The organism is Trichocoleus sp. ST-U2, from assembly GCF_039961875.1.
GTDB lineage: Bacteria > Cyanobacteriota > Cyanobacteriia > Cyanobacteriales > FACHB-T130 > FACHB-T130.
In genome coordinates this window covers 23,622-47,909 of record NZ_JAMPJY010000011.1, presented here as the reverse complement: position 1 = coordinate 47,909, position 24,288 = coordinate 23,622, and the positions used below count along the sequence as shown (strand labels likewise).

Annotated in this window: 20 protein-coding genes and 2 pseudogenes; 12 read left to right on the top strand and 10 right to left on the bottom strand. The window is 46.7% G+C overall.

The features are described 5' to 3' along the window. The first annotated feature begins 43 nt into the window (after positions 1 to 43). The 5 genes and pseudogenes from NC996_RS09915 to NC996_RS09895 all read left to right on the top strand — a co-directional run bounded on the left by NC996_RS09915 (position 44) and on the right by NC996_RS09895 (position 4,414). On the top strand, positions 44 to 817 hold the full coding sequence (locus tag NC996_RS09915) for a hypothetical protein (protein WP_190528079.1): 774 nt from the start codon (positions 44 to 46) through the stop codon (positions 815 to 817). Between the two features lie 144 nt (positions 818 to 961). Further along, positions 962 to 1,141 (top strand): nuclear transport factor 2 family protein, encoded by a 180-nt coding sequence (locus tag NC996_RS09910; RefSeq protein ID WP_199302445.1) that lies wholly within the window; start codon positions 962 to 964, stop codon positions 1,139 to 1,141. Positions 1,142 to 1,254: 113 nt separating this feature from the next. After that, positions 1,255 to 1,415 (top strand): annotated as a pseudogene (locus NC996_RS09905) (cupin); the annotation flags it as partial. Positions 1,416 to 1,808: 393 nt separating this feature from the next. Further along, positions 1,809 to 3,725 carry a hypothetical protein gene (locus tag NC996_RS09900; RefSeq protein ID WP_190682571.1) on the top strand — a complete coding sequence of 639 codons (1,917 nt, stop codon included), beginning with the start codon at positions 1,809 to 1,811 and terminating at the stop codon, positions 3,723 to 3,725. A 473-nt stretch (positions 3,726 to 4,198) separates the two neighbouring features. Further along, positions 4,199 to 4,414, top strand: a complete 216-nt coding sequence (locus NC996_RS09895; protein ID WP_190675927.1) for a hypothetical protein — start codon at positions 4,199 to 4,201, stop codon at positions 4,412 to 4,414. Positions 4,415 to 4,509: 95 nt separating this feature from the next. On the opposite strand, the gene ftsH3 is transcribed toward NC996_RS09895, so the two are convergent. The 6 genes from ftsH3 to NC996_RS09865 form a co-directional block, all read right to left on the bottom strand. After that, the gene (gene ftsH3 / locus NC996_RS09890; protein WP_190412024.1) at positions 4,510 to 6,348 is read right to left on the bottom strand and encodes an ATP-dependent zinc metalloprotease FtsH3; all 1,839 of its coding nucleotides are present in this window, start codon (positions 6,346 to 6,348) and stop codon (positions 4,510 to 4,512) included. A gap of 340 nt (positions 6,349 to 6,688) precedes the next feature. Beyond that, positions 6,689 to 7,507, bottom strand: coding sequence for an aminotransferase class IV (locus NC996_RS09885; protein WP_190682568.1), 819 nt, complete (start codon positions 7,505 to 7,507; stop codon positions 6,689 to 6,691). 548 nt (positions 7,508 to 8,055) lie between these two features. Then, complete coding sequence (locus NC996_RS09880) at positions 8,056 to 8,604, bottom strand: DUF3124 domain-containing protein (RefSeq protein ID WP_190682565.1); 549 nt, start codon at positions 8,602 to 8,604, stop codon at positions 8,056 to 8,058. A gap of 539 nt (positions 8,605 to 9,143) precedes the next feature. Continuing rightward, on the bottom strand, positions 9,144 to 9,536 hold the full coding sequence (locus NC996_RS09875) for a hypothetical protein (protein WP_199302871.1): 393 nt from the start codon (positions 9,534 to 9,536) through the stop codon (positions 9,144 to 9,146). 79 nt (positions 9,537 to 9,615) lie between these two features. Beyond that, positions 9,616 to 10,596, bottom strand: coding sequence for a hypothetical protein (locus NC996_RS09870; protein ID WP_190682562.1), 981 nt, complete (start codon positions 10,594 to 10,596; stop codon positions 9,616 to 9,618). A gap of 271 nt (positions 10,597 to 10,867) precedes the next feature. Beyond that, a complete protein-coding gene (locus tag NC996_RS09865) occupies positions 10,868 to 13,072 on the bottom strand; it encodes an ATP-binding protein (protein ID WP_199302881.1) in 2,205 nt (734 codons plus the stop codon). Between the two features lie 398 nt (positions 13,073 to 13,470). Between NC996_RS09865 and NC996_RS09860 the strand changes: the two genes are divergently transcribed. Together NC996_RS09860 and NC996_RS09855 are read left to right on the top strand one after the other, a co-directional pair. After that, positions 13,471 to 14,391, top strand: a complete 921-nt coding sequence (locus NC996_RS09860) for a bestrophin family ion channel (protein ID WP_190682556.1) — start codon at positions 13,471 to 13,473, stop codon at positions 14,389 to 14,391. A 230-nt stretch (positions 14,392 to 14,621) separates the two neighbouring features. Continuing rightward, on the top strand, positions 14,622 to 14,780 hold the full coding sequence (locus tag NC996_RS09855; protein ID WP_190412018.1) for a hypothetical protein: 159 nt from the start codon (positions 14,622 to 14,624) through the stop codon (positions 14,778 to 14,780). 293 nt (positions 14,781 to 15,073) lie between these two features. On the opposite strand, the gene ftsH is transcribed toward NC996_RS09855, so the two are convergent. Beyond that, positions 15,074 to 17,014, bottom strand: coding sequence for an ATP-dependent zinc metalloprotease FtsH (gene ftsH, locus NC996_RS09850; RefSeq protein WP_190412017.1), 1,941 nt, complete (start codon positions 17,012 to 17,014; stop codon positions 15,074 to 15,076). A gap of 231 nt (positions 17,015 to 17,245) precedes the next feature. On the opposite strand from ftsH, the gene NC996_RS09845 reads away from it, so the two are divergent. The 4 genes and pseudogenes from NC996_RS09845 (at position 17,246) to NC996_RS09830 (ending at position 21,033) form a co-directional block, all read left to right on the top strand. Then, entirely contained in the window at positions 17,246 to 17,440 is a 195-nt protein-coding gene (locus tag NC996_RS09845; protein ID WP_190528038.1) for a hypothetical protein, read from the top strand. Positions 17,441 to 17,623: 183 nt separating this feature from the next. Then, on the top strand, positions 17,624 to 18,817 hold the full coding sequence (locus NC996_RS09840; RefSeq protein ID WP_190428982.1) for an AI-2E family transporter: 1,194 nt from the start codon (positions 17,624 to 17,626) through the stop codon (positions 18,815 to 18,817). Between the two features lie 70 nt (positions 18,818 to 18,887). After that, positions 18,888 to 19,732: pseudogene (locus NC996_RS09835) on the top strand (DUF4351 domain-containing protein). 101 nt (positions 19,733 to 19,833) lie between these two features. Next, complete coding sequence (locus NC996_RS09830; RefSeq protein WP_190682553.1) at positions 19,834 to 21,033, top strand: homocysteine biosynthesis protein; 1,200 nt, start codon at positions 19,834 to 19,836, stop codon at positions 21,031 to 21,033. Between the two features lie 67 nt (positions 21,034 to 21,100). Here NC996_RS09830 and NC996_RS09825 read toward each other — a convergent pair whose 3' ends face one another. Continuing rightward, positions 21,101 to 22,051, bottom strand: a complete 951-nt coding sequence (locus NC996_RS09825) for a hypothetical protein (RefSeq protein WP_190682550.1) — start codon at positions 22,049 to 22,051, stop codon at positions 21,101 to 21,103. Between the two features lie 192 nt (positions 22,052 to 22,243). On the opposite strand from NC996_RS09825, the gene NC996_RS09820 reads away from it, so the two are divergent. Beyond that, a complete protein-coding gene (locus NC996_RS09820; RefSeq protein WP_348251725.1) occupies positions 22,244 to 23,182 on the top strand; it encodes a tetratricopeptide repeat protein in 939 nt (312 codons plus the stop codon). Between the two features lie 68 nt (positions 23,183 to 23,250). Here the strand turns inward: NC996_RS09820 and NC996_RS09815 are convergent, their stop codons facing one another. Next, the gene (locus tag NC996_RS09815; RefSeq protein ID WP_190682545.1) at positions 23,251 to 23,868 is read right to left on the bottom strand and encodes a TMEM165/GDT1 family protein; all 618 of its coding nucleotides are present in this window, start codon (positions 23,866 to 23,868) and stop codon (positions 23,251 to 23,253) included. Between the two features lie 263 nt (positions 23,869 to 24,131). Then, positions 24,132 to 24,287, bottom strand: a complete 156-nt coding sequence (locus tag NC996_RS09810) for a hypothetical protein (RefSeq protein ID WP_190412009.1) — start codon at positions 24,285 to 24,287, stop codon at positions 24,132 to 24,134. Position 24,288 lies beyond the last annotated feature (1 nt).

Here is a 24,288-nt window from a genome sequence, read left to right as displayed (position 1 = left end):
TCAAGATATTCATTCTAAAAAATATTCCCTCTTCTCAACTAAGATGCTGTTGGCAGTTGCAGAGTCTTCGGTATTCAATCCTGATGTACGCTTCCTGTCTGCAATCCTTGCAGTCGGTCTGGCTCTGGTGCATCTCTACTCCGGTAAGCTGCGCTTTCTGGATGCCACCCCTCGCAGTATCTGGCTTTCTATCGGGAGTGGCGTATCTGTCGCCTACATTTTCGTCCATATCCTCCCGGAACTGAGTCAGGCACAGGAGACAGTTAAGGAGACGTTGGACGGGGGGTTTGCCTTTCTGGAACACCACGTTTACCTGGTGGCACTCATAGGCGTCAGCGTGTTTTATGGACTGGAGCGAGCTGCTACACTGTCGCGCCAGCGCAACCAAAAGGCGGGAAATGGAGATGTTACAGAAGCTGGGGTCTTCTGGCCGCACATCGCTTCATTCGCCGTTTACAATGCTTTGATCGGCTACCTGTTAATCCACCCGGAGGAACCGGGTTTTCAAAGTCTTTTTCTGTTTTTCTTCGCAATGGCTTTGCATTTCATGGTCAACGACAACGGCTTGCGCGAACACCATAAGGATGCCTATCACAAGAAGGGGCGCTGGATACTGGCGGCGGCGATTATCGTGGGATGGGTCATTGGGAGCGGAACCGAAATTCACGAGGCAGCGATCGCTGTCTTGTTTGCCTTCCTCGCCGGAGGAGTCGTCCTGAACGTGCTGAAGGAAGAACTCCCGGAAGATCGCGATAGCCGCTTTTGGGCTTTCGCTCTGGGTGCAGGTATCTATGCTGCGCTGCTGCTGGAACTGTGAAGCGGTGCCGATCTTTGTTTGCAACCAAAGCGTCTTTGCAGATCGTGCCGATCCTCAACGCAGATTTCGCGTTAAGCTTTGCCCGTAGTTGGATCGAGGGGGGGAATCAACATGACATCGATGCTGTCCTAAGCCACTACGCGGATGACTTCGAGCTTGGCTTCTCCTTTGATCCCATCGATTGCTGAAGAATCTAGCGGCGTTCTACATGGCAAGGCGGATGTGAGAGCCTACTGGAAGAAAGGGTTAGCGCAAATTCCTGACCTTCATTTTGAACTCAAAGAAGTCCTGACGGGTGTAGATAGCATCACGCTCTATTACTGAGGGCATCGGGCATGGTGGCTGAAATGCTATGGTTTAACGGTACTGGAAAGGTAAAGAAAGCTTGGGTTTGTTAGGCCATTAACATAACAAGGAAGGGTGAGTTGTGAGGCATGGGAATCTCCCATCAACTGATTAATCGATCTCAGGAAAATGTAACCTATCTTGAGATTGGCGATCGCACTCTTGGAGATGAGGTCGAATTCCCAAATGACGATCTCAAAGCAACACAATTGCCGAATGGGCTTTAACGCACAAAGATGGTCGCGCTTATTAAGGTCACTGCCTAACAACCGCGCTGCATCATAACGTTCCGCGATCGCATTTTATCCTTCAACAATAATGCGATCGCTCGATCGAGTCACGTTTGGTTTCACGTTACCTACTGATTCACAAGTAAGGATGTGACAAGCTCAACCCAACCTACAGCGAGGGGCGATCGCACTTGAAAATATACGGAAAAATTCAGCTTATCCTTCAGAAACCGCCTAATATACAGAACAATTCTACCTATCTACTTAATTTAGAATCATATACGGAAAAATTCTGCCTATCCGCCAGAACTAGATGAATAGGCAGAATCTTTCTGTCCATTAATAGTTAGACTGATAAAATCATCTGATTGAATATATAACTAGAGGCATAGCAAGTTTAAAGGTATGAATCTGTAATGCCAAAGGAAGAACTCAAGCCAAGAAAAATTTGTGCTACTCTGCCTGCATTAGGAACTTATACTGTTCCTTTCTACAAAGAATCAGCAAAAATTTTGGCACTATTAGGTGACAAAGAGTTAAATCGGCTATCAAAAATAGCTCATCTGGGTACGGCAGCCACAGTATTTACCGGAATTAATCACTCACGTCTTGAATACATGCTCTTGCAATGTGCAATTATTAATCTTTTGCCAAAATTTAATCTTGGGACAGAACAATTTGCAATAAGTGGGAAAGTCAAACTTGCAGGTGGAAATTCTCAGTTTTCATCGGGCGAAGAACTATTAAAGTGTTGGTCTATTTTTAGCAACATAGGACATACTCAATATACTTATGGAGTTGAGAGAGCTTTGTTTTCTTATTTACGCCGGAACAAAGATTCTAAAAAGTTTTTTTTGTCAATGATTCGTCAAGCTGAGCTTCAAGAATGGAGTAAGAAAGTTATTGAAAACTATCAGGATTCCAACTTTCATTGGATTTTGTCTATTTTGAGAATCTCACAGTATATTCCTCTTGGAAATCGGGATAAAGGATTATTTAATCAGTGTCTAATAAATTTATTATTACCTCTTGAGAACTTGAATTTTAAGTCACATAACGATCGCTACAAAATGTATCGTCTTCGCAAAATTTTTGAGCAAATCAGATTGCTTAGCTTGGTTACACTTGATTCTTATTATTCTCATCACCCTGTGAGGTATCAAATTTCTACAGCAATCATGGATCTAGAGAATCTATTTTTAGACCAGGAAACAGGCTTTGAGAACCTTTTAATTCAGACCGCTAGTTGGTTAGCTGATGAATTATATATGCATCCTAATTCGGCAGCTACTCTTCGCTACTATGAAATTCAATCGTCGCAGAAGTTTAATAAATATTATGAAAAATTCTTTAAATCAGTAGATGAATTTAAAGGGTTTATGAGCAACTTTATGAATGATGGCTTTGGTCAACCTTCAAATAATCATCTAAAGATATTTTTAAGAGTATCTCTGTCAGAAAAACAAGCTGCAATCTTTCGTAATAAGGATACTTATGATATTAGAAATATTTTAGAAAAACAGATAACAAAACCTAGAAAAACTCGAATATCTGTTCTTAAAAATCCCTTTTCTAAAAATCTTCATATTGATTTATTTTACGATTACTATGAGTCTAGTCCTTATGATATAGGACAGTTATGTTGTGGATTTTATAAGTGGTTTATTCGGACAATTAAAGTACACGCTGCTTCAAGCCTTGAAGAATCTTTTTCAAAGGAGATAATAAAAAAATTTCCACCACGCTTTAAAGAAGAGTTTAGACTTATGATTTTAAGGCAGAATATGGAGGAATTCCAAAATATTTTCTCTCAGATGTTGAGCAGCGTCATAAAGTATTTGATTCCTGAAGATTCAATAGGATCTATAGTTGAATTTATACCATCGTCAAAATTGAAACAGCCTTTCCTAACCAGACTAAAAGATGATGATTTACAGTTTGACAATATCAAAATTAATCTTGAAAACTCTATTGTTGACAATCCTTTTAAGCTACATGCTGATCGTATTCAGGAACTAAAAGCAATTAAGCACGTCGTACAATATTCTCGTTTTCCCTTATTAATAGTATGTGCCGATAAATTTATTCTAAGAAATTCGGGGGGAAGACATGTTGCTGAATGGGATGGAATTATACTTGAAATTTCACAACAAAAGGCTTGTTTAAATATTATTGAAGCCAAGAACAAGGGTACGGATCATCAAAACGAGAAAGAGGCATTTGATCAATTAGCCAAGTGCAGGAATTTTATTAAATTGAAACACAAAAGCATGGAAACTAACAGAGTTAGAATTCCTGCTTTAGGAGCAAAGCTAAAAATTAGCTTGTGTTAGTAATTTGGAAATGCGAAGTTTTGTTTTTGAGTACTGCTATGAAAATCAGTCTAACACGACATTGGAGCCAACCGATGAGAGGTAATCGGTGAGCGCCACAAGTTGTCTGCGACGGCTCAACTTTACCGTTAGATCGCTTGTATGCAACATAAGCTACAGGTTGTAATCAAATAAAGACCAATCATTAGAGGTTTTAATTGGAACTTCTAGAGATTGCAGGTACAACCAAGACTTGGAGAGTGAAGTGTGACTGCTAGATTCACAGTTTGAAATCTAATTTCGCGATCGCATTCCCGTGTGCCGAAGGCATCGCATTCTATCCTTCAACTTACTCCTGAGAAGAGAGGAAAGTTTTAGAACTCACAGCTAAAACCCAATCAAATTGTCTACCAATTTGAAGCATCTGAATTTTTTCGCGTTACAGCTACGGGATGCTGGGAATTTAGGCGGCTAACAATCACAGGAGATTTGTTGTGAGGTCTCGAAGACTGCAATCATTGTTTTGCGATCGCTCGTTCGTTCTCCGCTTTTTGAGCATCGCCCTTGTCGTTTCAGTCTTGCTGTTCAGCGCTAAGGCAAGCTTATTTGAGACTTCTGCGATCGCGCAAATCCCAATGCAGCCTACGCCATCGAATCTCTGTAGCACTTTGGCTCAGAGCGATTTTTCACCCGTACCTGCTCGCTCCTGATGTCTTTGTGCAACGCCAAACAAAAATTGGGGTCGTTCTAGAAAATATCCTAGAATTCCCCCAATTTTTAGAACGCTCAATGAGCAATTAGCGAATTATGCGATCGCTGCCATCTTCACATCGTTATTCGCCAGAACCTCTTGCAGTTCCTCAGCGTCTACCGTTTCCTTTTCAATGAGCATTTGAGCCAATTGATCCAGGATGTGGCGGTTATTCACCAGCACTGCTTTGGCACGATGGTAAGCTTGATCCACCAAATTGTGGACTTCATCATCAATCGTCGCCGCAGTTGCTTCCGAGAAATCCCGCTCGGCGGCAATGTCGCGTCCCAAGAACATATTGCCTTGCTGACGACCTAAAGCAACTTGTCCCAAGCGATCGCTCATGCCAAACCGCATCACCATTTGACGCGCCACACGAGCCACCTGCTGCAAGTCATTCGAGGCACCCGTTGTTACTTCTTCTTCACCGAAGATGATTTCTTCAGCAAGCCGACCGCCCAAGGCGACTGCCATCTGATTTTGCAGATAAGAGCGGCTGTACAAACCAGAATCCATCCGGTCTTCACTCGGTGTAAACCAAGTCAAACCACCCGCACGACCGCGAGGGATGATGCTGATCTTTTGCACCGGGTCATAATCTGGCATCAATGCACCAACGAGAGCGTGACCCGCTTCGTGATAAGCCACCAAGGTTTTGCGCTTTTCGCTCATCACCCGGTCTTTCTTCTCTGGGCCAGCTAGCACCCGGTCGATGGCATCATTGATTTCATCCATCGAGATTTCGGTCAGGTTGCGACGAGCCGCCAGAATCGCTGCTTCGTTCAGCAAGTTGGAGAGGTCAGCACCCGTGAAACCAGGGGTACGACGAGCGATCTTCTCAAGATCCACATCCTTCGCCAGCGTTTTGCCACGGGCGTGAACGTTGAGAATCTCCAAGCGACCGGCATAGTCGGGACGATCCACGACCACCTGACGGTCAAAGCGACCCGGACGCAGCAGTGCTGCATCAAGTACATCTGGGCGGTTCGTAGCAGCGATGATAATAATTCCCGTGTTGCCCTCGAAACCGTCCATCTCGGTCAGCAACTGGTTGAGGGTTTGCTCCCGCTCATCGTTACCGCCGCCTAAACCTGCACCCCGCTGACGCCCCACGGCATCAATTTCATCGATAAATACGATACAGGGAGCATTTGCCTTGGCTTGTTCAAACAGGTCGCGCACGCGAGATGCACCGACACCGACGAACATTTCTACAAACTCAGAACCAGAGATAGAGAAGAAAGGCACACCTGCTTCCCCAGCAACTGCACGAGCGAGCAGCGTTTTACCCGTTCCCGGAGGTCCAACTAGCAGCACGCCTTTGGGAATTTTTGCTCCAATGGCGGTGAAGCGGTCGGCGTTCTTGAGGAAGTCAACGACTTCATTCAGCTCTAGCTTGGCTTGGTCAATGCCAGCGACATCCCCAAAAGTTACTTGGGTTTGTGGCTCCATTTGAACTCTGGCTTTGGATTTGCCAAAGTTCATCGCTTGAGAGCCTGGGCCACTCTGAGCGCGTCGTAGCAAGAAGAACAATCCAACCAGAAGCAGAACGGGGAAGAAGAGACTGCTCAAGGCGCGGAACCAGAAGCTGTCATCGCTCTGGGGCAAAACTGAAATGTCTACACCCTTGGTGGACAGAATGCTAATCAGGTCTGGGTCATTAGGCAGGTTAACGACGATCTTGCTGCCGTCTTGTGCTGTAACAAGCGCCTTAGTGCGGTCGGCACTAAGACCAACTCTTTCAATCCGACCGTCTTGAACTTCCTGAATCAGCTTGCTGTATTTCCAGGTTTCCCGACTTTGGGGTTGTTTGTCTAAAAATGCTGTTCCTAAGGCGATTACAACTATTGCTAGCAGCGCATACAGCCCTGCATTTCTCCACCGTTTGTTCACCGAGTTTCCTCCTAAGCTCTAGGATATGGGGACGCTTTGAATTTTTATTTGTATTAACTTATGTTAACCCGTCTCAGAATTCCTTGACACGGTTGGTTCATAGAAACCTTCAACAACGTCATCTATCTTCATCGTAACCGTCGCCACAAAAACAACCATCCTAGCCGGAACAATCTACTCCCACACCCTAGAAATGGGGCTACACAACATAGTCCCCCACCCTAGAAGGGTGGGACTGGGACTACACAGACAAAGCCTGCCTACGCAGGCTTTGTCTCCTAGCCTGTAAAGACAGGGTTCGTTTGTGGAGTCGCGACTTCAGTCGTCGAGCTTTTTACGCTCAGGGGGAAGCTTGATGGGTTTGGTAGCGCTGAAATAAGCTCTGCAATTGCTCTAGGCTGCTGTGTAACGGGTCAAACGTTAAAGTACCTTCTTGGCAAAGAACGGTATGGATCGGAACGACTTGCACCACGCAATTACTATAAGCAAGAACTGACAATCCTTTCACAAAGTCAGCATCCCAAGGTACTTGCCCAGGGGTTAGATTCTGACTTGCCAGCCAGTTGATCAGTTGCGATCGCGCGATTCCCGGCAAAATTCCAGCATATAGAGGCGGCGTCCACCACTTACCATCCCGCCATCCCCAAAGATTGCCCGTACTGGTTTCTAACCAATTTCCCTTATCATCGACCAAAATTGCTTCTGTCGCTCCCATCTGCTGAGCTTTTCCCCATGCCAGCCAAGCAGGCAGGTAGTTCCCCGTTTTATGTTCGGGAATTGAGCGGCAAAATAACGGCTCTGCCGCTAGCCAACTTTTAACACCATATTTTTGTCTTTCTGTCAAATCATCGGGAAAAAACCGCCCGCTAATCCACTCTCGCCCATCGGGAAATAGAGTAATTCTGAGAACGGGGAAGTGTGGGATTAACGCTTCTGCTTGTTGCCGTAATTGTTCCCAGTCTGGCTGCTGCCAGTCAAACGTTTGCACGCTGCAACAGAGGCGATCGCAATGTCCCTTCCAGTTAGTCAGTGGGCTATCCAACGACTGCTCGTAAACCCGCAGCGTTGTAAACACTTTCGCTCCATAAAGCAATCCCGGATCGTCAATCGCTAATTCCAGGGTTCCCGACTCAATCAGGTTGCCGTTATACCAGTACATCTCATCACCTTTGGGTGAATACAATATACTTCAAAATACTACAAGAAGGCGACTAACGCTACACAAACGTCCTTTTGTACGTGCAACGCGAGACTTTTGAAACCCGCTTCGGTCGGGTTGAGTCTGTATAGATGCGAATCCTCTTCCCCCTTTTTACAGGCTGTATAGTGACTTTTTATTGGACGTGGAGACAGATCAGATTAGTGTCGTTAAAGAGGAAAAGCTAAACCTAGCTTGCTTTTTCCGCTCAATCTAAATTGGCAATGCTGATGGTCAAATGCTAGATCGTTGAGTAATCTTTCTCTGTAATCCTGCAATCGGGAAAGTTTTGCTCAGTGACACGAAATTGTCTCGACGCCATTTAATTTGGCACTGTACATCAACGTTGAAGAGGTGACTGATGAGCAAAGATGTCCTGAGTTTCCAGAATAGTTTCAACTCAGGTGGGAAGGAGCTATTAAACCGAAATTTATTAATAATTGACGTGATTAGGTCGATTCCATCTTCATGACGATGAACCTTGTGTCAAAAAAAGCTAATAATACAAATTACTTATTGTTATGACTTTTAATAACTCTACCAGGACTGACAAAAGAAATTCCTTGGTTGGATGCAGCACTAATCATAACGGCTTCAACGACAGGCTCAGAAACTTTCTTTTTAGCTATCCACTCAACAATAAAGTTAGCTCCTAACCCCCCAGTGGTGTCAGTTCTCGCTACAACAAAATCTGTAGAAGCTAGAGAACCAAGTTCCACAGGGCGATCTAAATAGTGCTTGATTAATTTTCCCTCTGTATCATAGTAGCGCACTGAAGTGACAATGATGGGATTGCTCAAATCCGTATTGCGAATACTAAGAGTGGCTGATAAATATAAAACTTCCTTCTGGTTTTCGTAATAAATATGAGAATAGATAGGGACATAGATAGTTTGCCCCATCGCTATCTTACTATTTTCATCCAACGTTACCACCCTAAGTTGGGGTTGAGTCACTTGACCCATATTAGATTGTGGCTTCTGTGGAATCCCCGGTAAACTGCAAGAGGCAAGGACAATGAGTGCTAGGGTCGAAGAAAAATACAAATAAAGCTTCATTAGAGGTAATTGTTAGATTATTAGAGATAATTGTTAGATTTTACTAACTGTGATTAATTTTCGATGCTACCCGGTACCCTGGCTTTTAAAGTCAGGGTATTTTTTATATTTTGGTTCCAATTGGGGCTAAAAAATTTTGCCTTACAAACGACTGTTTGTGTACAGTGCCAAGTTAAATGATGTCGAGACAATTTCGGGTCACTGAGCAAAACTTTCCTGATTGCAGGATTACACAGAAAGATTAGTCAATAAGCTAGCATTTGACTATCAGCGTTGCCAAATTAGATTGAGCCGAAAAAGCAAGCCAGGCTAAGCTTTGACTCTTTAACGACACTAATATGTCTCCACGTCAAATAAAAAGTCGCTGTACAACTACTGGCGATAGCTATACTTCAAGATGCTACAAAAAAGCGACAAGCGCTACACAAACGTCCTTTGGTACGAGCAACGCGAAACTTTTGAAACCCGCTTCGGTCGGGTTTAGTCTGTATAAATGCGAATTCTTTTCGCCCTTTTTACAAGCATTGGGATGCTCCCGATCAAAACGACCATTCATGGTTTGGATCGTTTAGTGCTGCTTTGACAGAAGCTAAGTTGGCAATATCTTTAAAAGGGCTTGACTTTGCTATTTCCGTAATTGAGTTCAAGGCTAGAGCTAATTGCTCGTTATTGCCTGTTGTAATTGCTAGATCGACGACACCGAACAAAGCGCGAAAGTTTTCTGCACGTTCATCAAACGAACGGTCAAGGTATGCCATTAGCACGTCGCGCTGGGCATTAATATTGGCTATTGTTTCTTTTTCCCAAGCTTCGATTTCACAGCGCTTAGTCTGTTCCTGCTCTGCAATAATCTTGTATTCGGTATAGCCTGAGACAATTTGCTGTAAGCATTCAGAGACGATTTGCGGTAAGCATTCAGATGGATTTAGCATTCAGAGACGATTTGCGGTAAGCATTCAGATGGATTTATTGCCTTGTTTAATGCAACAGCGATTTTTTGGACTGACATAGCTAGTTTTCTCCAAGGGCACAGTACTTCGCTCTGATAGATGCAGTCGCAGGATTCAGATGCCCTTCCTTATCTAAGACAGGGGTTTTCATGATTTCTGCAAGTGCCGTGACTAGAAGTGCTACCTGTTGAAATTTGCCAGAATCTCTGTTTTTGTCAAATAATGATTGAGATTCAAGTTCGTTCAGACTCAAAACAGCGCGGTTGTTAAGAGATTCAAGCAAATTCCTTAACTCATTAATTCGCCGTTTGACTTGTTGCATAAAGTCTTTTGCAGCCTTAATCTTTGCAATCGCACTGTTGACTTGAGCTTCGTACTCCCGTGCCTTTGTCAAAGCTTTCTCACCCTCACCAGCCAGCACAAAACCACCAATCAGGACAGCTGGGCCAACAGTGATACCACCAAGCACAATAGAACCAAGAGCCATACCTCCGCCACCAGCCGCCAGCGATCCGCCGCCTAGCCATGCTAAAGTCGCATTCCAAGCAGCGGCACCACTAAGACCCCCTATAAGTGTTCCGGTACTTGCAACTCCCACAGAAGTAGCAAGACCCATTGCACCGCCGTATCCTGCTGCTGCTGCCCCAACAGCCTTAGCGCCGCCGATGAAAAATTCCTGAGCCTCAATCGCTGCAGTTTTATACTCCTGGAGTTGTTGAATTGAAATTCCTTCCAACCCCTCCAAAAATTCCTTTTCACTTTTTTTATTCCGCTGACCAATACGCTCAATAAAAGCAACAAAGCGTCCAATTGTACGCATCATGATATGAAGCTGAAGTTGACCATACTCTTCTGCTAGCTTGTTAGTAGCTTCCCAGTCTGCTTTCAACTCACTGACAGCTTGTTCATAACGTTTTTGGGCACGTTCACCAATTTCCTTGGCTTCATTCATGTTGCCAATGCCTTCAGCCGCTTTGACTCCACCGAAAGCGGCAGTCGCTAAAGCAACTGCACCTAAAATAATCGGTATAACAAAGATCATAAAACACTCCTAAACTTAGGTTTTCGGACGCTAAGATATTTCCTGATAAGAATTTAGATTGGCGACAGGAATTTAATTCAGCAACATCAAAACCATAAGAATAAACACAGAACTATGCCATCCGAATAAACACTGGCATTTCTTGCAGAGGATTATGTTGGAAATGTGAAGATGTCAGTAATGAGCACCGGGGCATCATAAAACCCAAAAATTTACTGCATAAATGCGCGATCGCAATTGCATCTGTCTGACAACGCGATCGCATCCCCAACTAGGAAACTACATTCAAAGAATTTCTAGCCAAGCTAGCGATTGTCGCAGCGAATGCCGCTGCCTCGACAGGCTTCGTGACGTGCTGCTGGAAGCCTGCCAAAATCGCACGCTCGCAATCCTCGCTTCTGGCATACGCCGTCAGTGCTACCGCTGAAATCTGTCCTCCTTGCTCTGGCGTCATTGCTCTAATTTTGCCGATCAACGTGTAGCCATCCTCATCGGGCATCCCAATGTCGCTCACTAAGACATCTGGTTTTACCTGTTGCAGCGCCTCAAGTGCCTCCTGTACCGATGCTACTGCTGTTACCCTCGCTCCATACTGTTCAAGCGCGATCGCGAGAAAATCTCGGCTATCAGCCTCGTCATCTACAACCAACACCTGTAACCCTTCTAGTACAGTGCTGAAGCTCGATGAAGGCTGTGTACTAAGTGGGGCTTCTAGCTCAGGCTTGAGTCCTTTCAACTCAGTCTTCATCATCAGCGGCAGTTTCACCGTAAAGATTGCCCCTTGCCCCTCCCCAGGGCTGTCAACACAGACAGTTCCGCCGTGTAGTTCGGTGAGGTGACGAACAATTGCCAAACCCAAACCAAGCCCTGTTTGCGATCGCGTGCTGGTACTATCAGCTTGACGGAAGCGCTCGAAGACATAGGGCAGAAAGTCAGCCTCGATTCCTTTGCCTGTATCGCTCACCTCAATCTGGGCATAAGAATCAGTGCAATCGAGCTTGATTTCCACTCGTCCCCCGGAGGGTGTGAACTTGATCCCATTCGAGAGCAAGTTCCAGATAATCTGCTGCAAGCGGTTTGGATCGCCGACAACCAAACCAACGGCGGGATCGAGTACCGATTCCAGTCGAATGCTTTTAGCTGCTGCGGCTAGATGCACCGTCTCTATCGCCGCTTGAACAATTGAGATCAGATTAACCGGGCACACATTCAAGGAAAGTTTGCCTCGAATCATCCGCGACACATCCAGAAGATCCTCAATCAACTCTGCCTGTAACTTAGCGTTGCGCTCAATGGTTTCCAGGGCGCGAGCAGTCGTTGCTGCATTCAACTTCTGAGTGCGAAGCATCCCCGACCATCCGATAATTGGGTTGAGGGGCGATCGCAATTCGTGAGAAAGTACCGCCAAAAACTCGTCTTTCATACGGTTCGCCGCCTCTGCCTCGGCGCGTGCCGCTTGTTCGCTAGCCAACAGTCGGGCACGTTCTTCCTCCGCTCGCTTGCGCTCCAGTTCTGCCGTCGCACGGGTGGCAAAGATTGTCAGCAGCGATTCTGCCAGATGGGTATACTCCAACGGTTTTCGAGCCATCACCCCCACTAATCCCAACACTCTCCCTGTGGAGCCTAAAAGCGGAGTTGCGATATAGCTATCAACGTCCATCTCGGCAAGCAAAAGATTACCAGGAAATTGCGCTTGGAGATTGCGGGGATAGCAGCATAGCTTTCCTTGCTGAATCACCTGTTTGCAAGGTGTATTCAGCAGTGAATACTCAATATTGTCTGCAATCTCATGCTGGGCATAGAGAGCAATCGTGCTGACTTTATCTTCGTCTTTCCCCGCTAGTTCCCCAATAAAAGCGAAATCAACATCCAATGCCTTGGTGAGGTGTTGCGCCAGGGAGTAGAAAAACGCCTCCCCTGTCGCTGCCGAAACTCCCTTCGTCACCTCAATGAGGGCAGCATCCATCTGGGCAATTTTGTGTGCAGCCAGCCGCAACTCTAGCTCATCAACCACCATCGCCGCTAGGTCGGCAAGGGTTGCTCGCTGTTCTTCACTTAATTCATGGCGCGGCTTGCTATCTACAAGACAAAGGGTGCCAAGATTAAAGCCATCCTTCGCAATTAGGGGGGCACCTGCATAGAAGCGAATCCCCGGTTCGCTAATTGCATAGGGCTTACAAGCGAAGCGGGGGTCATTTCTGGTATCTGCAACGACGAAAACATCCTTAGACAAAATCGCGAAGCTACACATTGTTGCTTCACGATTAATTTCGCGGGTGTCAAAGCCGTAGCAGGATTTAAACCAGGCTCGAAATTGGTCAACTAAAGAAACTAGGGCAATGGGTACGTCAAAAAGCCGAGCCGCCAGAGCCGTAATGCGGTCGAAGCTTTCTTCGGGAGGTGTATCGAGAATGTTGTAGCGACGCAGTGCCTCTAGGCGTTCTATTTCGTTAGGCGGCAGGGGAACAGTGGTCAAAGTACCTCCAGAAGACACTTCTTAAATATGGCTTGGGGCAGCTAAGATAGCTTTGCGTGCCTGTCAAAGAGCGCTATATTTTATAATTATTTAAATTTTAGGGTAATCTCAAGCAAAACCCAATAATTTACCACAATCCGGGTAAACACTACTGCAATTGTTAATACTTTTAGCAATTCCGAAGCGCGATCGCGATTGAAGCCGTCTAACAATGCGATCGCTTACCGGCTCCTAACCGCAATGGAACATTGCTGACACAATCGACGCCTAAACAGACAAGACTGTTTCAGAGACATTTGCTGACTATGCTACAACCTAAAAGAATTCTCAGGGATAAATCAAGTATTATCTTTTGGATGTAATTCAGCGTCTGAGTCAAAGTTAGAGGTTAAAGTTGAATGGATAAAAAGAAATGGCAGTGGTTTCAAGTTACCTTCCAGTTAAAAGGCTCGGTCATTCCAGCAGTCTTGCCTAGAACCCTTCTTTGTGGGTTATTTGGCTTAATTATTTCTGTTCTTTACCATTTTAAATTAGCTGTATCTTTGCCAATTTTAGCTAGCTTAATTCCTAATATTGTTTTAGGTTTATTACTGGTTTTTCGGACGAATACAGCTTACGAGCGGTTCTGGGAAGGGCGGAAATGTTGGGGTAGTATAGTAAACACTGTCCGTAACCTGGCTCGTCAAATTTGGGTTTCGGTTGACGAAAATGAACCGAAAGATAGAGAGTCTAAAATAGCTGCTTTACGGCTTCTAGTAGCTTTTTCAGTAGCGACTAAATTGCATCTAAGATCGGAGCCAGTCAACAGCGAACTCGAAGATTTGATGTCTGCGTCTCGCTACTTTAAGTTAAAGACAATGAACAATCCACCGCTTGAAGTTGCGTTTTGGATTGGAGATTATTTACAAGAACAACATGGTCGAAATCGCCTGAATGTTTATCAAATGAATTCTCTGCAAAACTTGATTAATATACTGGTAGACAATTTAGGAGCTTGCGAACGAATTCTCAAAACTCCAATTCCAATGGCTTATGTAATCCATCTCAAGCAGTTACTGTTAATCTATTGTCTATCTTTACCGTTTCAAATGGTTGGACAGTTGCATTGGTGGACTGGGCTAACGGTTGCTTTAATTAGCTTTACATTGTTTGGAATTGAAGAAATTGGGATTGAAATTGAGAATCCTTTTGGGCACGATGCCAATGACCTTCCTTTGGATGCGATTTGTGCCACGATGCGGCGCAATATCGAAGATTTAATTTCTCTAGCCCCTAGTGTTAGGGATTGGAAGACCACAAAAATTGATAAAGCAGGATAGGAAAAAAGCCTGCTCGCGATCGCAGAAGACGAATCCGATTTTACTGGATGTCTACAACAGAAACAAATATTCCTACTCGCCTTCAAAAGTGATAGGGAGATTCATTGTGGAGCATCCTCAAGGGAAATTGGGTCGCGCGATCGCTTCAATGTTGCTTAAGATACATGACGATTTTGAGAAGGTTGGTATCATGTTTAAGAAATTAAACTCTGCCCAAAAGGAAATCTTCAATGAATGGTGCATGGCTCATAAAATTTAGTGTAGTTTTATACTTTATAACAGCGGCTGCACTTCTGGCAGAATTGATAAATTTTCATCCATTTTCAGGTGCCCCAGTAGTGACTAGCGAAGAGCAAGTACAACCGATTGCTGTAGATTATCAACTTTGAAGGGTGACGCTCCAGGGAAATGCCATTAGAGAGGATGGTTATATATAAAGTTTTACAAAAAAGATGCGTTTCACTACCCACTCTGAGTTAGCGATCGCAACTTGATTCCATCATTCTTCTCTGGAACCAGGTAATAATACTTAGTACAGTTACCTTGCAGATTTCTGCAATAAAACCGTAAAACAGGCGAAAGAAATTCGCTGTTGTAGATTGGCACGTATCGGGATGCTCCCAAAGGAAAAGCGATCGCTTTAAACGAAAAGCGATCGCTTTTTTCTCACCTCAAGGAGTCATTAAACCAAAGCGGCTTGCTTCAACTGTATCCCGTCAGGTAACTTCCCGCTACGCAACCATTCATCCATTTCTGAAGGAATATTAGCGGATTTGAGTTGTTCCCGCAGTTCAGCGCCTTCCAAAACTTCTTTTTGCAAAAGCATCTGTGCCAGCTCTTCCAGTAAATCCCGATTCTTGTCTAAGATTTCTAAAGCCATGTGGTGCGCTGCATCAATCGTTTCCTTCACTTGGCGGTCAATCTGCTCAGCCACCACGGGACTCACTGAACGACGCGGATTGCTGTAACCCTCGATGAACTGTTGCTGCGGCTTCTCAAACGCCACGGGTCCCAATTCATCGCTCATACCGTAGAGAGTAATCGCCCGTTCCGCCAAATCCGTTGCCTTTTGGATGTCATCACTCGCACCCGTAGACACCTTTCCAAAGATTAACTCTTCCGATGAGCGTCCACCTAAGAGAGTGGCGATTCGACCGCGAATTTCATCTTCTACCATCAAAAAGCGGTCTTCCTCTGGCATCTGGAGCGTGTAGCCTAGGGCACCGACGCCACGGGGGACGATAGAGATTTTCTCGACTTTACCAGCTCCCGGCATCAAAGCCGCGATAATCGCATGACCGACTTCGTGATAAGCGACAGTCTTTTTCTCAACATCATTCAGAACGCGGGATCTGCGCTCCAATCCAGTGACAACACGCTCAATTGCTTCGTTGAAGTCTGCCATCATCACAGCGTCGCGGTTCTGACGTGCTGCCAGTAGCGCCGCTTCATTCACCAGGTTGGCTAAATCGGCACCGGCAAACCCAGGTGTGCGACCCGCGATCGCTACCAAGTCTACATCATCTGCTAACTTGACATTTCGGGAATGGACGCCAAGAATGGCTTCTCTACCCACTTTATCCGGGCGGTCTACCACCACTTGCCGGTCAAAACGACCCGGACGCCGCAGAGCTGGATCTAGCACTTCTGGGCGGTTGGTGGCGGCGACGATAATCACCCCGGTATTCCCATCAAAACCATCCATTTCGGTGAGCAACTGGTTAAGGGTTTGTTCGCGCTCATCGTTTCCACCGACAAAGCCTCCAGCACCGCCGCGAGATTTACCTAGCGCGTCTAGTTCGTCGATGAAGACGATGCAAGGGGCTTGTTTTTTGGCTTGTTCAAATAAGTCGCGGACTCGTGCAGCGCCGACACCGACGAATAGCTCGATGAATTCGGAGCCAGAGATACTGAAGAAAGGAACGCCCGCTTCACCCGCGATCGCTTTTGCTAAGAGTGTCTTTCCAGTTCCCGGAGGTCCCACCAGCAGCACGCCTTTGGGAATTTTTGCTCCCAATCGGGTGTACTTCCCGGCATTTTTCAAGAAATCCACAATCTCTAGCAGTTCTAACTTGGCTTCATCGACACCCGCCACATCACTAAACTTGATGCCGGTGCTGCCTTCTGAGTAAATCCGTGCCTTGCTTTTCCCAACCGTCAGCGCTGCGCCACCTGCGCCTCCACCCCGGTTCATCAACCATCCCCAAATTCCAAAGAAAATCAGGGGAGGAACAACCCAACTGAGGAGGGTTCCAATCCAGCCATTGTTGTTGGGTGCAGGTGCAGCAAACTTTACGTTATGTTCGCGCAGGATCTTGGGTAGATCCAGATCGATTGCCACTGGCGTGGTGACGAATACCTGATCTGGTGCGGCTTGCTCTCCCGTGGCATCGGATTTAAGCGCATACTCGATCCGGTCATTGCTCACAACTGCCTGCTCAACTTTACCGCTTTCTACCTGATTGATAAAGTCGCTGTAGGGTACCTGCGGCAATTGAGAGCCAAAACTCGGAATGATAAAGTTTAGCAGTAGAAGGATAGTGAACAAAATCAGGAAGCTGCCGCCAAACTGCTTTGTTCTAGAGGCTTTGGGCGATCGCTTATTATTATTTTCAACAGGCATTGTAGATACGAACCTCTTAAAAGTTATAAAGTTTGAAAGGTTGCTTTCAGATGTCTACTGAGTGAAAGCTAAATGTACTCTTGGCTTTAGTAAGCTTTTAGAGCATCGAAATTGGTAACAGGGTGAGGCTCTAAAAGCTATTGTAAAAAAGGGGATGCGATCGCCTGGGTTCGGTGTCTACCCCTACAAGCATCCGTATAGCCGTACTTTAGTCTTTGTTTATTAAGTTGTATGACAACTCAGGCTGGATTCATTCTTAAAGTGCTAGTCGCCTCAGCGGCACTGTCAATCTTGATTAAGTACGGTGGTCCCTATTTATCAATTCCAGCATCCCCAGCCCTAGTGCTGATGGTTGTGTTTCTGCCAACGCTGATTATGGCCGTGACCTTCTGGCAGCGATCGCGACAATATCGCCAACTGGACTAAGTTGTATTTTAAGTATCAATGAATACTTATCTGAGTAGAGCGGCTTACATAAAAACACTGAAACAGTTGACGCTTGGCAGCTATTCAAACCTTACTTTCAACCCATGCGAAAGTTGCCAAAATCGGCTAATCTAGCTGCATTAAACGGCAATTACAGCCTATGTCAGCTCGGAGTCAACACCTGTGAATCTAGGTCAGTGGATTGGCTTATTCGTCTTAGTCGTTTCTCTTTATGTTTTGTGGCAAATTCGGCAGGTGTTGCTGTTGGTGTTTGCCGCCGTTGTGTTGGCGACTGCCTTAAACCGATTGGCGCGGCGGCTGCAACGATCGGGAATGAAACATGGCATCGCGATCCTGGCGTCGATTGTCTTATTATTAGCTCTGATTGTTGGGTTTTTTTGGCTGATTGTGCCGCCCTTTACCGTCCAGTTTCAAGAACTCACAGAACGGGTTCCTAGAGGGTTTGAGCGCTTGAATCTTTGGGTAGATCGCCTCAGAACGGGTCTTCCTAGCCAGCTGACACCGTACCTACCCGATGTGGAGAGCATAAGCCAACAAGTACAGCCCTTAATCAATCGGCTATTGGGCAGTTCGGTCGCCTTTTTCTCCAGCTCTTTAGGGATTATCCTCAACGTTTTGCTGGTGCTGGTTTTAACCGGAATGTTCTTAGCAAATCCCCAAGCTTACCGCAAGGGATTTGTGCGGCTATTTCCTTCTTTTTATCGGCGGCGCGTGGATGGGATTTTGGACCAATGCGAGGTGTCATTAGGGCGATGGCTTGGAGGCGCTCTCATCAGCATGAGTGTAGTTGCGCTGATGAGTATGATTGGCTTGTCGGTTTTGCGAATCCCGTCACCGCTGGCTCAAGGGATTTTGGCAGGGGTGCTAAATTTGATTCCCAATCTTGGCCCGACGATTAGTGTCATTCCACCAATGGCGATCGCGCTGTTGGAGGCTCCTTGGAAATGCTTGGCTGTGTTCGGTCTTTACTTTTTTATTCAGCAGGTTGAAAGCAATTTCTTAACACCCTACGTTATGGCTCAACAGGTGTCGCTGTTGCCAGCCGTAACGTTACTTGCTCAAGTATTTTTCGCCACATTCTTTGGATTTTTAGGGTTGGTCTTGGCGTTACCGCTAACCGTTGTTGGTCAGATTTGGTTCAAAGAAGTCTTATTCAAAGATGTTCTCGATCAATGGCGCAGTCAGCGCGAAGCAGATTTTGATCCAGAGGGTATAGCAACGTCTCATGAAGCTGCTGAATTTGAGCGAGAAACTGTGGTGTTGCCGGAAGGGAAGTCATCCATTAATGACAAGCCTAATCTTGATAACGAGAATCAGGCGAATGTTAATGATGTGACTGGTAAAGGGAAGAAGTAGCGATAAGTAGCGATCGCTATTCTCAGTAACCTCCGATGAGAGAATAATAAGACTTTCTCCAATTGCCCTCTTGGAATACGACAACACTTGCAAGTATCTCGCTGAGAACTACCCAGATGAATTTGCCAAGTGGCTACTGTCATCTGAAGCTTCAGACATCCAGGTAATCAACACCGAACTCAGTCTGGAACCGATTCGCGCCGATTCTGTCATCTTCCTGCAAGTCGCTAACCAAATCTTGCACCTGGAATTTCAAACCTCGGCGCAATCAACTCCTCCCCTCGACTTCCGGATGCTCGACTACTACACGCGACTGAAGCGGCAATATGGGTGTGAAATTGTGCAGATAGCAATCTTTTTGCAAGCCACTACCTCAGAACTCGTCTTTCGACAGCAGTACACAGACACAAACACCAGACATCAGTATCGAGTCATCCGTCTGTGGGAAGAAGATCCCACTCCGCTGCTCGCAAATCCAGCTCTCCTACCACTGGCAACCTTAGCTCGTAGTGATTCACCCAGAGCTTTATTAGAGCAAGTCGCCGCTGGGGTCGCTAGAGGATCGAGAAAACCACCGAGCGACAGAATATCCTCGCTTGTGCAGGGGTTCTTGCTGGTTTGCGGTTTAAAAAAGATTTGATCCAACAACTATTCCGAGAGGCAATTATGCAGGAATCTGTTATCTATCAAGACATCCTCCAAAAGGGCGAGCAACGAGGTCTGCAACAAGGAGAGGTGGCGCTAATTTTGCGGCTGCTCAGGCTACGATTTGGTGACATCAATCCCGAACTGCAAGAACAGATTCGCGGTTTATCGATTCCTCAATTAGAGGGATTGGCGGAAGCGCTGCTGGATTTCTCCAGCCAAACTGATTTAGTTAGTTACTTGGCGGCGATAGACTCATCGGCAATCTGAACAGCAACACATACCGTTAACCTCCCAAAAGCGTCGCCCCACGAGGCATCGCAATAGTGGAAACTAGGGATGAGCAAAAGTCCGACCCTTCAACCTTCCCTATGCGAACCCTTGCCGAAATTAACGACAAAATCAGCCACCAGCGTGCAGTGGTGTGGACAATAGAAGAATTAAAAGCACGGGTGGCAGAAGTGGGAGTCACCCAAGCTGCAAAGCAAGTAGATGTCATTACTACTGGCACTTTTGAGCCGATGGAGTCTTCGGGGGCGATTATTAACCTGGGACACACCGATCCCCCAATTAAAATTCGCTCCTGTTGGTTAGATGGGGTTTTAGCCTACTCTGGCTTTGGGGCAGTGGATCTGTATCTGGGAGCAACCCAGATGGTGGAATATCGGAGTACGGGCGAACCCCTAGACGGCGAGGAATCTAGAGAACGCGGCGGCGGTCATGTGATTGAAGATTTAATTGCTGGGAAAACGGTGCAACTACGCGCCATTGGGCAAGGGACGGACTGCTACCCTCGTGCTTCCTTTGAGACAACCATCACCCGCGACACGATTAACCAGTTTTATCTATATAATCCCCGCAATCTATACCAAAATTTTATCGTCGGGGTGAATGGAGGCGATCGCCCGCTTTATACTTACCTCGGCCCGCTGCAACCCCGCCTCGCGAATGCCGTCTACTCAAACGCTGGGGCAATTTCTCCCCTCCTGAACGATCCAGACCTGCAAACGATCGGCATTGGCACTCGGATTTTCTTAGGCGGTGGCGTTGGCTATGTAGCGTGGGAAGGCACCCAACACTTCCCCTTACAAAAGCGGTTGCCAAATCGAACGCCTGTTGGTCCGGCGGCTACCCTTGCCTTAATGGGAGACGCCAAACAAATGAATTCTCGGTGGGTGCGCGGTTGTTACTTCAAAAATTATGGCCCTTCTATGATGCTAGGCGTTGGCATCCCGCTGCCCGTTTTACAAGAGCAAGTCGTCGCCAATTGTGCCGTGCAAGACAAGGAGATTGTTGCGCCGGTTGTCGATTTCTCGATTCCTCGGCGCGTCCGTCCCACTTTTGGTCTTGTGAGTTACGCCCAGCTCAAGACGGGACGCATCACAATAGAGGGCAAACCCGTGCGGGTTGCCCCCTTAGTCAGCCTATTCTTTTCTAATCAAGTAGCGCTGGAGTTGAAGCAATGGATTGAGGCGGGGACATTTACCCTCACCGAACCTGTTGCCCCCATTCCAATGGATCGCTCATTTTTACCCCAAGACCGATGGGGTTCTCAAATTTCCCTAGATTAGTCATTCGTCATTAGTCATTTGTTATTTGGCTGTAACTCATCACAGTGACTCATGACTAACCGCCAGTTTATTCTGGCGGCGGGGAAGAGCGCTTAACTGGCTTTGGCAAGGGTTCCTTGCGTTTGGGGGATGGGGGCGCGATCGCTGCGGGTCTTTCTCCGCTTGGACGCACGGGACGCTCTCGGCTTCCTCCTCCTGGCTTTCTGCTGGGAGGACGCCCACCTCCACCTCCTCGGAATGGCTTCTTGCCCGGAATCTTTCTAGGAGGCAGGCGACCAATATCCTGGCTCTCCTGAATTACCAGGGAGTTCCCCTGTCGCTGCACCTGCAAATCCATGAAATGACCGACTGCTTTGTCTTGGACAACACCATTGAGTTTCAACTTGAAAAACTTAGGCGTGTCTTCCTGCTTGCGGGGAGACTGCTTAATCTTGACGATGATGCCTTCTTCTTCTTCTCGCGACTGAAAAATCACTTCCCCACGAATCGAAAAATAGCCATCATTCGCCGCCGATTCGCTTTGAATATCCGTGGGTTCGGACGATTGGGCTGTTTCCGCTTCTGGGTCAGACGACGGCTGGTTCAGCCTTTCCGGCTCCCAAACGCCCACAATCTGGACGTGCAAGTTGCCGTCTTCTTGTCGCATCCGGGGATAGACAACCCATAAATGTTCCTGCTCTAAGTTCAGGTGATTTTTGACTAAACTCATCACCCGACCTAATAGCACGGCATCGATGGCTGTTCCATCGCTTGCCAGCAGCATTCCTCGCGTAAATTGCTCGTCGGAGGACGTGTACTTACCCTTTACTAGGCCAATGGCCCGGTATTGCATGGGTTCGCTAGGGGGAGGAATGGGTTGCTGTCGTGTGACAGCAGGATTCTCTTCAGTTGTTTGTTCCAAATCGCTGTTTGACGCTGTATCCGCTGGCGTTGGCGGACTGGATAGGGGTGGTGGTTCTGGCTTAGGATTGCCAGAAGACTGGGATAATTCGGAGAACCGATTCACAGAAGGACTCATAATACTCCTCGCGGCGGAGACACATCCCCTTGGGGGGAGTCAGTCAGCTCATTGTACTGAATGCGGTGATACGACTGGTAGATCCGTAATGTTTTTGCACTCAGCAAAAACACTTACACCTTATCAAGTTCGGTTCGATGCTGCCACTATTTTAAAATGTGGAGACAGTGATGCGGTTTGCCAAGTGTGACAGTGGAAAATAAGATTGTGTTTGATAATGGCAATAGAGTTCAGAGCAGTCGTGTGTCCCAAAAGCGCAATCGCTGGTTTATTAATCTAGTCCTAGGGCTAGGCGTGTTAATCTTTGTCGGATTATCCATCATTCCGTTGGTGGGTATTGTTTTTGACGGCAAAGAGCCTACTACTGGGGCAACCCCAACACCGACTCAGACGGCAGGGGTAGCTAATCAGGCGGAACTGGAAGCGCAAGCGAAAGGTTACGAACTGGTTTTGCAGCGAGAACCGCAGAATCAAACGGCGCTGCGAGGGTTGTTAGAAGCACGGCTAAAAATGCGCGATATCAAAGGCGCGATCGCACCTTTGGACAAACTGGCAAAGCTGAATCCCGATCAAAGCGAGTACGCAGTTTTACTTGCACAAGCTAAACAGCAAACAGGAGATCGCGAAGGGGCTGCCCAAACTTATCGCTCGATTTTGACTTCTAAACCGGGAGATATGAACGCCCTGCAAGGTCTTGTGAGTCTCTTGGTACAACAAAACCGTCCGGAAGCAGCGATTGGCTTGCTGCAAGACACGTTGAAAACTGCTCCCCAAGTGAATCAAGTTCAACCTGGTAGCGTCGATGTCACTTCGGTGCAGTTGGAGTTGGGCAAGGTTTACGTTGAGCAAAAGCGCTATCCGGAAGCGATCGCTATCTACGATGACGCCATCAAAGGCAATCGACAGGATTTTCGTCCGGTGCTAGCGAAGGCACTAGTGCTGCGAGAACAAGGCAAAATCGCCGAAGCTAAACCCCTATTCAATACGGCGATCGCTCTAGCTCCAGCTAGAGTCAAAGACCAAATTAAACAACTGGCGGCTGACGCACCCGCACCCACGGCTGCGCCCACGACTGCGCCCACGACTTCACCTACGACTTCGCCTTCTGTATCTCCCAGCCCTACGCCTTAACCTGGGTCTTAAGAATTAAAAATGCTTTCATCAAAAAACAGAATTTTTAATGCAGGCATTTTTAATTTTTAATTTCCTTCCAATAAGGCGATCGCTCCAAACAGCAAAAACAAGCCGCCCCCAATTGCTGTAATTAATCGCTCGGAAATTCGTCCGGCGATCATCCGACCCCCCAGAACAGCGATCGCTGCACAAATACTATGCCCCGCAATAGCCCCAGCCGTAACCCCTACAGCCGACTGGGACGCAGCTAGAGCAATTGTGGCAATCTGAGTGCGATCGCCCCACTCTGCTACAAATGTCAGCATAAAGGCTTCGAGGACAATCGCCCAAGGAGTTTTCTTTTTTGGCATTTTCGACTCAGCTTCTTTAACCGTGGCGATCGCTTCTTCGGCTTCTTCACAGTCTGGTCCTGCTGGCATCTGGCTTGCTTCGTACAATAACTTCACCCCGAAGCCAACAAAAAAAATAATTTCTGCAATATGAAGATAATGCTTGGGGAGTAGAGACGCCACTTGTCCCAAGAGAACCGACAGAACCGTCATTGCTGCCAATGCCGCCACAACTCCTGCAAATACCAGTCGTCGGGAGTGGCGCATTGCCAGAATTACCGCAATGAAAAAGGTTTTATCGCCTAATTCGGAAAAAGTGATGAATAATAAACCGGCAGTAAAAGCTGTCAGCATCCTCTCAAGCTCCTCAGAATGTTCTACCTATCGCATCTGAGTGAGCTTTCTGGAGGGTACATGGGACTTCACCAGCAGCTCACATCGGATGTGAACTCGGTGAAGGTCTCGCTCCCAAGGTTTGAAACTATTAGTTCAGCGACTAGGCGCTTATTTTTAGTTTCTTTCGCTTGTCACCTGAACCAGGCTCATCGCCAGTATGTTGATTCAGATGGGCTAGCATCATTCTTCGCTAGCAGCTACTCCCCTTCATTGTTAAGTAATTATACATCTAACTGTGGGTAGAAGAAATTAATAAATCTACATAAATTTGTTTGGGGAGTGTCATGGCAGGCGATCGCAATATATCCCCCATTCGCAGCCAGCACGCCTGTGGGCAGGTGGAAAGTCGGCAGGTTATGAACTTGCAAACTTTCCACC

Coding starts and splice junctions, on each gene's coding strand:
- NC996_RS09900 (WP_190682571.1), top strand. CDS start 1,809: ATGCCAAAGGAAGAACTCAAGCCAAGAAAAATTTGTGCTACTCTGCCT.
- NC996_RS09830 (WP_190682553.1), top strand. CDS start 19,834: ATGCGAACCCTTGCCGAAATTAACGACAAAATCAGCCACCAGCGTGCA.
- NC996_RS09855 (WP_190412018.1), top strand. CDS start 14,622: ATGAATGGTGCATGGCTCATAAAATTTAGTGTAGTTTTATACTTTATA.
- NC996_RS09870 (WP_190682562.1), bottom strand. CDS start 10,596: ATGATCTTTGTTATACCGATTATTTTAGGTGCAGTTGCTTTAGCGACT.
- NC996_RS09815 (WP_190682545.1), bottom strand. CDS start 23,868: ATGCTGACAGCTTTTACTGCCGGTTTATTATTCATCACTTTTTCCGAA.
- NC996_RS09845 (WP_190528038.1), top strand. CDS start 17,246: ATGACAACTCAGGCTGGATTCATTCTTAAAGTGCTAGTCGCCTCAGCG.
- NC996_RS09875 (WP_199302871.1), bottom strand. CDS start 9,536: ATGCTAAATCCATCTGAATGCTTACCGCAAATCGTCTCTGAATGCTTA.
- NC996_RS09880 (WP_190682565.1), bottom strand. CDS start 8,604: ATGAAGCTTTATTTGTATTTTTCTTCGACCCTAGCACTCATTGTCCTT.
- NC996_RS09910 (WP_199302445.1), top strand. CDS start 962: ATGACTTCGAGCTTGGCTTCTCCTTTGATCCCATCGATTGCTGAAGAA.
- NC996_RS09825 (WP_190682550.1), bottom strand. CDS start 22,051: ATGAGTCCTTCTGTGAATCGGTTCTCCGAATTATCCCAGTCTTCTGGC.
- NC996_RS09885 (WP_190682568.1), bottom strand. CDS start 7,507: ATGTACTGGTATAACGGCAACCTGATTGAGTCGGGAACCCTGGAATTA.
- NC996_RS09915 (WP_190528079.1), top strand. CDS start 44: ATGCTGTTGGCAGTTGCAGAGTCTTCGGTATTCAATCCTGATGTACGC.
- NC996_RS09860 (WP_190682556.1), top strand. CDS start 13,471: ATGGATAAAAAGAAATGGCAGTGGTTTCAAGTTACCTTCCAGTTAAAA.
- ftsH (WP_190412017.1), bottom strand. CDS start 17,014: ATGCCTGTTGAAAATAATAATAAGCGATCGCCCAAAGCCTCTAGAACA.